Here is a 12,122-nt window from a genome sequence, read left to right on the forward strand (position 1 = left end):
GGCAAGAAACGGCTCACGGACACCGCCTCGCGGCGGTACCTGGTGTTCGACCTGGGCGAGGGGAGATCGAGCGGACCGGCACCCGGTCCGTTCGGCGTCACCCCGAGGACGCTTCGGTGTCCGAGGGAGCGAACCGTGAGGTTCACCCGGTCGTGTTCGTTCTGGACAGGCACGGCCACCCGCTCGACCCCTGCCATCCCGCCCGTGCCCGTCGCCTGCTGGCGGCCGGGCGGGCGGTGGTTCACCGTCACACCCCGTTCGTCATCCGCCTCAAGGACCGGTCGGTTGCCGATTCCACCGTGGCGGGCGTGCAGGTCGGTATCGACCCCGGCTCCAGGCACACCGGCCTGGCCGTGTTCACCGGCCACGACGGGAGCCGGGCCGGACGGTATGCGATCCGGCTCGACCACCGGGGCGCACTGATCCGCGACAGGCTCACCTCGCGAGCCGCGTGCCGGCGCGGCAGATGGTCGCGGAACCTGCGCTACCGCTCCCCCCGGTTCCTCAACCGCACCAAACCGCAGGGGTGGCTCGCGCCGTCCCTGCGTCACCGCGTCGAGACCACCATGTCGTGGGTGGCGCGGCTGACCCGGTGGGCGCCCGTGACCGCTGTGCACGTGGAGAAGGTCTCCTTCGACACCCACGCCCTGTCGGCCGGGCGGCCGCTCGAAGGAGTGGATTACCAGCGGGGCACCCTCGCCGGGTACGAGGTCCGCGAATACCTGCTGGCCAAGTGGGGGCGCACCTGCGCCTACTGTGGCGCGAGCGGTGTACCGCTCAACCTCGACCACATCCACTCCCGCAGCCGGGGCGGCTCTGAGCGCGTCAGCAACCTGACCCTGGCCTGCATCGGCTGCAACCAGACCAAGAACGCCACCCCCGTGCAGGAGTTCCTCAATGACAAGCCCGCACTCCTGGCGAAGATCCTCAAGCAGGCAAAAGCACCACTGCATGACGCCGCCGCCGTCAACACCACCCGCTGGGCCCTGTGGCAGGCGCTGGAGGCCACCGGCCTGCCCGTGGCAGGCGCCTCCGGCGGGCGCACCAAATGGAACCGCTCCCGCACCGGCGCCCCGAAGTCCCACACGTTGGACGCGTTGCACGTCGGCGAACTGGAGAGCGTGACTGCCTGGCCGTCCACGGTCCTGGTGGTCACGGCGACCGGTCGCGGCACCTACGCCCGCACCGTCCCCGACCGATACGGGTTCCCCCGTCTTGCCCGGCCACGGAGCAAACTGCACCACGGCTTCCAAACCGGCGACCTGGTCCGGGCAAACGTCCCGGCAGGCAAGAAGGCCGGGGTTCACACCGGCCGGGTCGCCGTCCGCACCACCGGAAGCTTCAACATCACCACCCGGCACGGCACCGTGCAGGGCATCGGCCACCGCCACGTTCGCATGCTCCAGAGAGCGGACGGCTACGGCTACGCAACCCATTCAGAAACGCGGCACCGTGCCGCGTTTCCTCCCCCGTCTGAAGGCGGGGGTCTCCACGCTGGAGGTAACCGATGAAATCGCGGGCCTGACCGCCGAGCAGCTCGGAGAAAAGACCGTACCCCCCTCGGAGCCGTCCCTGCTCGGGCTGGTCCGGCACATGGTCGTGGTCGAGCGAAGCCGGTTCCGGAACGTGCTGAACGGAGAGAACCGCCGGAACCTCTGGCGGACCCCGGAATCCGGCGAGCACCCCGAATCCGACGTCGATGGAGCCGGTGTCGATGAGGCGTTCAGGGCCTGGGATGAGGAGTGCGCACACTCTCGCGGCATCGTGGATGCCACCGGGCCGCTGGACGTCACCGCGAAAGGGGCACGACGGCGGGACGATCGATGCGAAGGAGTCGCGAAGGCGGCCGGGGGAACGCCGTCAGGGGCGCCGCTCGAGCGAGCGGCGCCCCTGGGCGAGTGCGGATCGGCCCGCGTTCACCGGCGGGGGGTCGGGTGCCCGCCCCATGGGGGATGACGCGGGCGGCGGGTGTGGATCAGTCGGCGTAGACGGGGTAGCCGTAGCCGACGACCTGGGAGACGGGCCGGATGCGCTGCTCGACGTTGCCGTTGCCGGTGTTGCCCTCGATCGTGGTGATCGTGCCGTCTCCGTTGTCCTTCTTCACGAAGCCGACGTGGTCGATGCCGTCGAGGCTCTTGCCGCCGGCCCAGTCGAAGTAGACGACGGCGCCGGGAGTGGGGGTGGTGCCCCAGTGATGGTTGTTCTTGAACCACTTGGCGTGGGTGACGGTGTAGGCGTCCCAGCCCATCGTGGGCCGGATGCCGGCCATCTCACCGACCCAGGAGACGAACATCGCGCACCAGGGGGCGTTGGCGTAGCCCTGGATGCTGCCGCCGTCACGGGCGACGGTCTCCTTGGCGCGTGGGGAGGACATGTACCACGAGTGGAACTTGGTCCCGCCGCCCTGGGAGTTCTCACGGACGCCGATCTGCTTGGAGGCGAGGTCCAGGACCTGCGCGGCGGAGACCTTGGGCAGCCTCTCGGCCGCGATCTCGAGCGGGGTTCTCGCGGGCCTGTGCTGCGAGACCTCGGAGACCTTCGTCTCGGCGGGCGGGTTCAGAGCGGTGTGGCTGTCGGCCAGGGCTGCGGAGCCCACGGAGCCGGTCGCCAGGACGACGCAGGCGCCCAGGAGGGCGCTCGCCACGCGGGGGGCGCTGAAGGTGGGGGTGAGGCGGTGCTTGGTCATACCGGGGTTCGACTCCTTGCTTCGCTTCCATGCCGCCTACCGGGTTAGCTGACGGGTTCGGGCTGGGAAGTGCCCTACGGCGCGAGAACGCGCTGATTCACCCCAGGAACGTGGTTCCCCGGTTCCGCAGACTTCGCGGATTCGGCGGCCGTGCTCACCGCGGGCGGAGGGGTTCCGCCCAGGTGGAACACGGTCGGGCAATGTGACGGCAATGCTTAGATCTATACAGACCCAGACATTTGCCATGAACAGGACGAACGTACGTCACTCGGACAGACGATTACAAGTAGGACACATTGCCCTGACTTGGTGATACGTCCAAGTCGCGGGGGTACGACGGGGGGTCGCTTGGCCTGGGAAGGAGGCGGGTCGCACCCGTCCTCCGGCCGGTCGCGGCGGGCGGGGGCGCGGCCCCGTCGCGGGCGGGATCCCCTGTTTCCTCGGCGATCCAGCCGTGTGGTACCCGCCGGTGGATCGCCTGACCCGGGGTGGTATGGCGTGATCGGGAGGCTCGCCGGTAAGGGTGTCAGGCCTTAACTCTTTGCAACAAATATTCGATGGTAAAAAGTGTGGAGCGGATGCGTCCTGCTCCCCCGGAAGGCCCGAACAAGATTCGGCGGCCCCGGGGCCCTCCGGCGGCAGGGCGGGCCTCAGCTCTCTTGGCCGGACCAGGAGCGGAACAGCGGGAGCAGGAACCGGTCGACCGTGTCCTCGACGAACTCCCGATCCAGTGGCTTACCGGTGAAGAGCAGCCGGTACCACACCAGTGCCTCCTTGCCCGCCCAGCGACGGTAGATCGTGGCCTTGCGATCGAAAAGACCGCGCGCAAGCACGCGTGGGCGGCTGTTCATCCGTGGTTCCCCGGCGCTTAAGGCCACCGGGTTAGCTTGGGTCAGTCGTGAACGGGTCATCACCCGGCGTGGAGGACGGTCGAGACCACGCGCGGGATCAGGGTTCGGCCATCGCCTGGGTGGAATCCCCGCTGCAGATGCTCTGCGTCGTGGAGGCCCACCACGCGGGGCTGCTCGGTGCCCGCAGCCACCTCGTGCCCAGGGCGAGGCTCCGCCCCCTGGCTGTCACCGGGCGCGAGCTCGGGCGCCTCACCCTGCCGCCGGGCCTGGAGCTCACCGCCGCTCGGCCGGACATGCCCAGGCCGCGCCGGGGCGTGACCTGGGCGGTGGGCGACGCCTTCTCCGGCAAGGTCCAGTTCCGCTGGCTCACCGGGCGCCCCGGCCGTATCGTGATCGTCGACGACGGGCTGGCCACCATCAGGCTCCTGGAGTTGCTCGTCGGCCACGCGGGTACGCCCCTGCTGAGGGCCCGGGGGAAGGCGGGACGGCTCAGAACCGCCCTCGGCGCGGCGGCCGGACTCAGGTTGCGCGCCGCGGCCCGCTCGGGGCGGCTGTCGATCTTCACGGCGCTGCCCGTTCCCGCGGACCTGGCGAAGGCCGTACGGGCGAGAGGGGCCGAGCTGATCACCCACGACTTCGCCTGGCTGCGGTCGCAGCCGCTGCGCGTGCCCCGTCCCAAGGAGCTCACGGTCGTCCTCGGCACCTCGCTGGTCCGCAACGGCCTGATCCACCGCGACCACTACCTCGGCTGGCTGGCCGCTCTCGGCTCGGCCGGGCCGGTGGCCTACTTCCCGCACCGCAGGGAGGACCCCCACGATCTCGCCAAGGTCGGGGAGCAGCCCGGGATCACCGTCTACGGCGGTGGGATCCCCGCCGAGATGACCCTGCGCGGGCTGGCCGCCGGGCAGCGGGTACTGAGCCTGCCGTCCACCGCGGTCACCTCCCTGCGGGTCCTGCTCTCGGCCAGGGGCGTCCCGGTCGAGACGGTGGACGTCCCGGACGAGTGGTGGACGGTGGAGGCGGCCCCCTCGCTCCGCTCCCACCTGTCGATGTTCGCCCATCACGACACGGGAGCCACCGGGGCATGACCTCGTGACCTCGTGACCCCGCGGCCGGAGGCCGGTGGCGTGCCGCCCCGGGATGCGAGCCGCGCCGGGTCCGCCCATGTGAAATCGGATATGAAGCGGGGGATCCCCGTTGGAGGTTCTCGTTGAAGGTCCTGGCCGTGGCCGACTCTGACTCCTACCTGAAGTGGGCGGCCTGCCTGCTGCGGGACCTGCCCTCGGGATGCACGAGGGAACTGGCGGTCATCCGCACCCCCATCACCCCGTCCCCGGCGCAGATCAGTGCCGCGGTCGCGGGCTCGGCGGCGGATCCGCCGGTGCTCTCGGCCCGCGCGCTGCGCCGGGCCGCCGAGCGGCTCGGGCCCGATGTGGTGCTCGCCGCCTGCACGGGGCCCGTGGTGGACGTGCTGGTCGGCGAGGTGCTGGCCGGGTTGCGGCCACGGCCGGTGTTCGTCTCGGGCCTGCCCGGCATCTCCGTCCCCGCCACCGAGAAGGCCTGGCTGTTCCGCAGCGGATGCGAGCTGTTCGTGCTGCACAGCGGGCGGGAGGTCGAGGAGTTCTCGGCGATGGGCCGCGAGCTGGGCGGGGGCGGCCAGGTGGGGCTGGCCCGGCTGCCGTTTCTGCGAGGCCAGGAGGAGGTCGCCCGCATCGGGCCGCGGGACCGGGTGGTGTTCGCCACCCAGGCCAAGGTGCCCAAGCGGAGACAGGAGCGCGAGAGCATCCTGCTGGCCCTGGCCGAACTGGCCGGGCGGCGGCCGGATCTGGACGTCGTCGTCAAGCTCCGTGCTCTGGACGGCGAGCGGCAGACCCACAATGAGCGCCACCACTACCAGCGCCTGTGGCAGTCGCTCGTGGAGGAGGGCAGGGTGCGCGCCGGGGCCGTGCGCTTCGCGGTGGGGCCCATGCACGAGCACCTGGCCCACGCGGCCGGGTTCGTCACCGTCAGCTCGACCGCCGCGCTGGAGGCGATCGCCCAGAAGGTGCCCCTGCTGGTGCTGTCGGACTTCGGGGTGGGCGCCGAGATGATCAACCTGGTCTTCGAGGACAGCGGCCTGCTCGGCACCCTCGACGATCTTTCCGCGGGGCGCTTCCTGGACCCGGACGGCGGCTGGTGCAGGGACAACTACTTCCATCCCGGTGACGAGAGCGACTGGGTCTCGCGGATGGTCTCCCTGGTCGGGCAGGCACGCTCGGGACGCCTCGTTCCCGCCAAGTCCCTGCTCGACGGCCCCGAGTACGCCGCCGCCCGCCGTCGCGCCCGGATGCGCGTGGAGGTCCCGCCGAACGTGCTGCGCATCGGCTACCGCGCCAAGCGCCGGATGCGCCGCTACCTGAGTCGTCCGTAGTGCTTTGCCCCTCAGGCCGGAGGGTTGATAACCGTTCCGTCGTGATGGGGCAGGGAACGCTGATTCGCCGTTAACGGCGAATCAGCGCATGCCGGCGTGACCGCGTCAGATACCGCTGGATGAGCGGGAACGGAGCCGGAAGGGTTCGCAAGCCTGTGGAGACCCGATAAGGCCACCCCGGTGGCGCGGGTCGACGAGGCAGGAAGCCGCAGAGGTGCCGCACACGCGGTACTCATGCCGAAGAGCGCGTCAACTCAGGGCGCCGGGCCGGCACTCGCGCCCCGCCTCCGGACCGGAGGAGACGGCGCGGCACGGGGACGCGGGGCGATCCGCCGTTTCCCGCCCGTGCCGTGCCGCTGTGGCCGTCCGGCTCAGGGAAAGGTTCTCGACAGGCGGCTGCGGAGCCTGCCCAGCGGGCTCCGCTCCTGGGGGGCGGCGACCGGGGCGCCGGCCGGAGCGGTGGCCGATGCGCCGGCCGATGCGGTGGTGGCTGAGGTGGCGATCAGGTCCAGGGCGGCGAGCCGCCGGTGCTTGAAGTAGCGGTCGGGGCCGCAGGCCTGGAGATAGGCCGCGGCCTGCTCGCGCAGCCCCGGATACGCCTCGCTCCGCATGCAGTAGCCGACCGCGCCCACCAGGGCGGAGACGTCCACCGGCGGGGGCTCCCACAGCGAACCGTCCGTCGACAGGCGGGGCAGCAGGGCGTCGGTGATGGTCGCCGGGATCCGGTTGCTGTTCTCGTACGGGGAGAGCCGCTCCAGGATCAGCTTGCCGCCCACCGTCGCCACCGGGAGCCCGAAGTACCGCCCGGCGGTGATCAGAGCGGTGGAGAAGCAGCCGACCACGAGCTCGGGCCCGAGGGTGGCGAAGCACGACTCCGCCGGGACGGTCTCCGCCACCACGTCCAGCTCGACGCCCAGCTCGGCGGCCGTCTCGCGCAGCCGCTGGGCGTGCCGCCGCCCGGCGGCCGGGTGCGGTTTGAACAGCACGCGCGAAAACCCCCGGGCGACGAGGCCGCGCAGCATGTCGGCGTGGAGCTCCGCCTCCTCCTCGGAGGTGACGATGCCGAGGGCGGACAGGTACTGGCCGAGGATCATCGCCCGGCCCGAGGGCGGGTCATCGGCCCGGTGGCCGACCACGTCGAGGAAGGCCCGGTCGGGGAGGGGTTCGGCGGGCACCCCGTACTCGGAGAGCAGCAGCGGCCGAAGACCGGGCACCAGATCGAGGTGGAGCAGGCGGGTGATCCGCCCGTAGATCTCCTGCGGCAGCGGGTCGCGGGTCGGGCCGTAGCTCATCAGGCCGTCGGAGTAGACCGAGATCGGGCAGTCCCTGACCAGTCCGGCCAGCGTCCTGGCAGGGGGGACCGCGACGGATTCCAGAACCAGCTCGGCGGGCCCGGCTCCCAGGGACAGGTGCGAGCGGAGCAGGCGGCCCAGCATCGGCACCTCGACGACGCGTGCCTTCCAGTCCGATGGATGCAGCGGGGCCACGATCTCGTTCCACGAGTGGATCTCGTCGAAGCGCGGGCGCAGCGTGGCGAAGCCCGGGGTCTCGTCCAGAGCCGGGGTGATCTCCGGGATGGCCGCGTTGTTGGAGACCAGCAGGATCCGGCGCCCCTGGCGGGGGCCGAAACGGCCGTCGTCGATCGCCGCCGCCAGCGTCATCGCACCGAACAGGGTCGAGGCGTAGAACAGCTGCGTCATCGGCGCTCCAGGAGGTCGAGCAGGATCTGATCGCGTTCGGGGTCCAGGGCGGTCCCGGCGAGCAGGTCGGCGGGGAACCGCCTCAGTGTCGTGGCACCGCGCTCCTCGAAACGGGCTCGAAGCTCGGGGGAGAGGCGCTCGCCCAGCTCCAGGTGGTGGGCCAGCAACGCGCGGAAGGTGCGCACCGCCTTGGGCATGAACTCCTCCTCCAGGTCCGCGAAGACCAGGTCGAAGGCGTCGAAGAAGTGCAGTTGCCTGGCGTCGCCGGTCTGCGTCAGCGAGCCCGCCACCATCCGCCGGTAGAACAGCCCGGCCAGTGACACCACCGCGAACGAACCCGCGTCGCGGTGCAGCCGCCAGATCCACGGCCTGTCCTCGGCGGTGTGCAGGTGCCCCGGGAAGGTCAGCAGGTCGCCGAGGTCCCGGCGGTAGATCCCCGCCCAGGCGTACGGGTAGTCCACCATGGTCCTGGCGTGATCGGGCAGGATGTGGTCGCGCGGCTTCAGCACCACCTCGCGGGTGGCGAGCGGCGCCCGGTGGATCGTCCGCTTGCGGCCCTCCGCCTGTACGTGGTCGACCCGGACGAAGTCGCAGTCCAGCCGCTCGATCGCGCCGACCAGGTCCCCGAGATATCCGGGCGCGAGCCAGTCGTCGCCGTCCATGAACGTCAGGTAGCGGCCGGAGGCGAGGGAGATCCCGAGGTTACGCGCGTCGGCCAGTCCGACCGGCGCGTCGTTACGGACCACCACCAGACCGGGCAGATCACGGCAGAAGTCCTCGACGATCTGCCCGGTCGCGTCCACCGACCCGTCGTCCACCACGATGAACTCGAAGTCCCGCCGCGCGTTCCTGACCAGCGACGCCAAGGCGTCCCCGACGTAGCTCTCCGCGTCCCGCACCGGAACCACCACCGACAACTTGATCAACTTCGCCCTCCCGTCCCGAACTCAGACGACCCAACCAAGAACCCTCACGTCGACCACCCTCACCTTCCCCCCGACGGGACTACCCGTGAGGCCGCGCCGGTGACTGGGCCAAGAAGCACCCTGGGGACGTGCCCCGTACTCCGTCTCCGAGGGACTCCCCGTGAGGCCGCGCCGACGACTGGACTGAGGAGCGAAGGAGCGAAGCGGATGAGCGACGAGGGAAGGAGCCGGATAAGAGCGGCCTCACCGCGACGCGCCAGCGTCGCCATCTACACAGTGACGCGGCGGAGGCGGGACTTGGGGGCCTGCTCGCCGGGGAAGACCCGCTTGACGCCGTCGCCCAGGGCGGTCTCGATGATGCGGATGTCGCGGACCAGGTGCTCAAGCCCGGCGGGCTCCAGCGAGGCGGCGTGGTCGGAGCCCCACATGGTGCGGTCGAGCGTGATGTGCCGTTCCACGGTCACCGCCCCCAGGGTCACCGCGGCGAGCGAGATCTGCAGGCCGCGCTCGTGGCCCGAGTAGCCGACCGGCACGCCGTACCGCTCCTGGAGTGTGGTGATCGTGCGGAGGTTGGCCTCCTCGGGAGGGAGGGGGTAGGTGGAGGTGGCGTGCATCAGCACCAGCTTGGAGGTGCCGAGAAGCTCCACCGCCTGGTCGATCTCCTCCAGCGTGGACATGCCGGTGGACAGGATGATCGGCTTGCCGGTCGCGGCGAGCGCGCGGAGCAGTTCCAGGTCGGTCACGCTCGCCGAGGCGACCTTGTGGGTGACCACGTCCATGGACTCCAGGAACTCAACGGACGGCACGTCCCACGGCGAGGCGAACCAGTGCAGGCCCCGCTTCCGGCAGTGCTCGGCGATCTGGGAGTACTCCTCCAGGCCGAACTCGGTCCTGAGCTTGTACTCCATGTAGGTCATCTCGCCCCACGGCGTCTGCCGGATCTGGTCGCGCTGCTCCAGCGGCACGCAGATCTCCGGCGTGCGCTTCTGGAACTTGACGGCCTGACAGCCCGCCTCGGCCGCCACGTCGATGAGCCGGCGCGCGATGTCCAGGTCGCCGTTGTGGTTGATGCCGATCTCACCGATCACGTAGACCGGCTGTCCGGCGCCGATCAGCGCGTCGCCGATCTGGACGGGCCTGGCGACCGGGGCGAGCCTCAGCTCGGCGCGGGGCGCGGTCCCTCCGGTGACCTTCTCGTCCGCCGGGCGGGCCGCGAGGACCCGGTCGCACAGCTCCCGTACGGCCCCGGCCCCGCCGGGCCTGGTCAGCACGGTCCTGGCGGCGGCGCGGACCTTCGGGTGGGCGTCGGGGACGGTGACGGGCCAGCCGACGTCGCTCATCGGGCCCAGGTCGTTGACGTCGTTGCCGACGTAGGCGACGCGGGCCGGGTCGATTCCCTCGATGGCCAGCCAGTCGCGCAGCACGGTCCGCTTGTCGGTCAGGCCCTGCAGGACGGGCACGCCGAGCTTGCGGGCGCGGGCCGCGACCACCGGGTTGTGCTCGGTGGACATGATCATCAATTTGACGCCGGAGCGGCGCAGCAGTGAGATGCCCATGCCGTCGGAGCGGCTGACCGCGACCATCTCGCGGCCGTCCTGGTCGACGTAGGCGCGGTCGTCGGTGTGCACGCCGTCGAAGTCGGTGATCACCGCGTCCACATCGATCGGCTCGGGCCGGTCCACGAACGGTGCCAGCGCCCGTACGATCTCCAGATCCTCGGGGGTGTCCACCTCGACGGCGTGGTGCGGGGAGACCCGCTGCACGGCGACGGTGCCGAAGAAGCGGTGGCCGTACTCGCGCAGACCCTCGGCGCGCATCACGTAGAAGGCGCCGGTCTCGCGGAACTGCGGTTCGCGGTCCTGGCGGCGCGGCCGGTGGGAGGGGTCGTGGTTGACGCCCGCGCCGTTCACGCTCCACAGGAACTCGTGCGTCTCCAGCCCGGAGAACACCACGTCGGCGCTGCCGTCCAGGACCTTGGCAATGGCGTCGTCCAGGTCGGCGGGGTCGATGAACGCGCTGGTGCACTGCACCAGGATGACCACGTCGGGGACGTCGGGGGTGTGGTCGAGCGCGTGGAGCACCGCGGACTCGCTGGAGGCGGTTCCGCCGCTCAGCTCTTCCGGCCGGTCGATCACGGTCGCGCCCGCGGCGCGGGCCACCTCGGCGATCCCGGCGTGGTCGGTGCTGACCACGACCTCGTCGACCAGCTTGGCCCGCACACAGGCCCGTACCGCGCGGGCGACCAGGGGACTGCCGCCCACCGGGGCCAGGTTCTTCAGGGGAACGCCCACCGAACCTCCGCGGGCGGGGACAACGGCCAGGACTCGCAAGGTGGCTCCTCGTGACATGCGACAAACGCCCCTGAACTGGGGTGTTTGACGAACGCTAGTCACGGGGGTGACCGGCGAGGGGTGCCTGAGCTGAACGCCCAGAGTCATCAGCCTTAACTTTCGGCGCCCCGATGCACGGGTGGGACACCTTTCGAGGAGGTGTCCCAGGTCGTCAGGGAGCGGCGTCGATGGAGTCCATGAGCATGGGGAGCGCGCGTTCGAGGCCGCGGCTCCAGTAGGGCCAGCTGTGGGTGCCGGGCCCGTAGAAGTCGACGGTCACGTCGACGCCGTTGGCCCTGGCCCGCTCGGCGAAGGTCACGGCCTGGCGGAACAGGGCGGCCTCGCCCTCGTCCCGCGGCTCGGAGGTGCCGTCCAGCGGGCCGGGGGAGCCGTCGCCGCTGGAGACGAAGAGCCGTACCCCGCGCAGCGCGCCGGTGAGATCGGCCGGGTTGTGGGCAGCCCATTCGGGGTCTCGCGGGGGGCCCCAGAGCTTCGCGGAGTCCTCGCCGTTCCGGTTGAGCAGCCAGTCGACGCCGCCGTTGCCGTCGCGGGTGTGCAGCACCCCGGAGAAGGAGGCGGCCGCCTGGAACATGCCGGGATGGCGGGCCGCGTACGACATGGCCCCGAACCCGCCCATGGACAATCCCGCCACCGCCCGCCGGTCCCCGGCGCCGTAGTCGCGCTCCAGGATCCGCCGTACCTCGGTGAGGTGGAAGGTCTCCCAGCCGGGGCCGTCGCGCCAGTCGGAGTAGAAGCCGACGGTGCCGCCCTCGGGGATGACCACGATCGCCCGGTAGCCGGAGGTGAGGCTCGCGGCCTCCCCCTTGGTGACCCAGGTGTCGTAGTCGGACTGGCAGCAGCCGTTCAGCAGGTACAGCACCGGCCACGGACCCGAGTCCGGCGTCCAGCCCTCAGGCAGCAGGACCCGGACCATGCCCTCGCGGCCGAGCGCGGTGGAGGTCACGGTGAGCTCGTGGTCGCGGCCGCCCAGCTTCTTCACCGCGACGGCGGGGGTTCGCGAGGTGCCACCGTCAAGCCTGCCGGGCGAGGACGGTGGCAGCAGTGCCATCAGTACCGCCACGACCGCCACGGCGGCCAGCAGGAACACTCCCAGACGTACAGCTGTGCGGTTCACGCCGCCAATACTCCCGCTTCCCGCCGATCGCGTGAAGCCTACTCGACGCGTTGAGGGCCGATGGGACGGACAAAGTGCCCCACG

Annotated in this window: 10 protein-coding genes and 1 riboswitch; of the genes, 4 read left to right on the forward strand and 6 right to left on the reverse strand. The window is 71.0% G+C overall.

Annotation, left to right across the window (positions count from 1 at the left end; translation table 11 throughout):
• Positions 1 to 116 precede the first annotated feature (116 nt).
• Positions 117 to 1,511, forward strand: coding sequence for an RNA-guided endonuclease IscB (gene iscB, locus ABT130_RS21045; protein WP_350957562.1), 1,395 nt, complete (start codon positions 117 to 119; stop codon positions 1,509 to 1,511).
• Positions 1,453 to 1,956 carry a mycothiol transferase gene (locus tag ABT130_RS21050; protein WP_350957564.1) on the forward strand — a complete coding sequence of 168 codons (504 nt, stop codon included), beginning with the start codon at positions 1,453 to 1,455 and terminating at the stop codon, positions 1,954 to 1,956. The genes iscB and ABT130_RS21050 overlap by 59 nt, the downstream gene beginning before the upstream one ends.
• Before the next feature lie 19 nt (positions 1,957 to 1,975).
• Here ABT130_RS21050 and ABT130_RS21055 read toward each other — a convergent pair whose 3' ends face one another.
• Positions 1,976 to 2,686, reverse strand: a complete 711-nt coding sequence (locus tag ABT130_RS21055) for a CHAP domain-containing protein (protein WP_350957565.1) — start codon at positions 2,684 to 2,686, stop codon at positions 1,976 to 1,978.
• Positions 2,687 to 2,704: 18 nt separating this feature from the next.
• A riboswitch (cyclic di-AMP (ydaO/yuaA leader) is annotated at positions 2,705 to 2,843 on the reverse strand.
• Positions 2,844 to 3,336: 493 nt separating this feature from the next.
• Entirely contained in the window at positions 3,337 to 3,537 is a 201-nt protein-coding gene (locus ABT130_RS21060; protein WP_350957568.1) for a TetR family transcriptional regulator C-terminal domain-containing protein, read from the reverse strand.
• Positions 3,538 to 3,584: 47 nt separating this feature from the next.
• Between ABT130_RS21060 and ABT130_RS21065 the strand changes: the two genes are divergently transcribed.
• Entirely contained in the window at positions 3,585 to 4,625 is a 1,041-nt protein-coding gene (locus ABT130_RS21065) for a hypothetical protein (RefSeq protein ID WP_350957570.1), read from the forward strand.
• 137 nt (positions 4,626 to 4,762) lie between these two features.
• Entirely contained in the window at positions 4,763 to 5,947 is a 1,185-nt protein-coding gene (locus ABT130_RS21070) for a DUF6716 putative glycosyltransferase (protein WP_350957572.1), read from the forward strand.
• A 371-nt stretch (positions 5,948 to 6,318) separates the two neighbouring features.
• On the opposite strand, the gene ABT130_RS21075 is transcribed toward ABT130_RS21070, so the two are convergent.
• The 4 genes from ABT130_RS21075 to ABT130_RS21090 form a co-directional block, all read right to left on the reverse strand.
• Complete coding sequence (locus ABT130_RS21075) at positions 6,319 to 7,647, reverse strand: alpha-2,8-polysialyltransferase family protein (protein WP_350957575.1); 1,329 nt, start codon at positions 7,645 to 7,647, stop codon at positions 6,319 to 6,321.
• Positions 7,644 to 8,573, reverse strand: a complete 930-nt coding sequence (locus ABT130_RS21080) for a glycosyltransferase family 2 protein (protein WP_350957578.1) — start codon at positions 8,571 to 8,573, stop codon at positions 7,644 to 7,646. Before ABT130_RS21080 ends, ABT130_RS21075 begins: the two co-directional genes overlap by 4 nt.
• A gap of 269 nt (positions 8,574 to 8,842) precedes the next feature.
• A complete protein-coding gene (locus tag ABT130_RS21085; protein WP_350957581.1) occupies positions 8,843 to 11,011 on the reverse strand; it encodes an N-acetylneuraminate synthase family protein in 2,169 nt (722 codons plus the stop codon).
• 64 nt (positions 11,012 to 11,075) lie between these two features.
• Positions 11,076 to 12,038 carry an alpha/beta hydrolase gene (locus tag ABT130_RS21090; protein ID WP_350957584.1) on the reverse strand — a complete coding sequence of 321 codons (963 nt, stop codon included), beginning with the start codon at positions 12,036 to 12,038 and terminating at the stop codon, positions 11,076 to 11,078.
• Between the last annotated feature and the right edge of the window lie 84 nt (positions 12,039 to 12,122).

Source organism: Streptosporangium sp. NPDC001681 (assembly GCF_040298085.1).
GTDB lineage: Bacteria > Actinomycetota > Actinomycetes > Streptosporangiales > Streptosporangiaceae > Streptosporangium.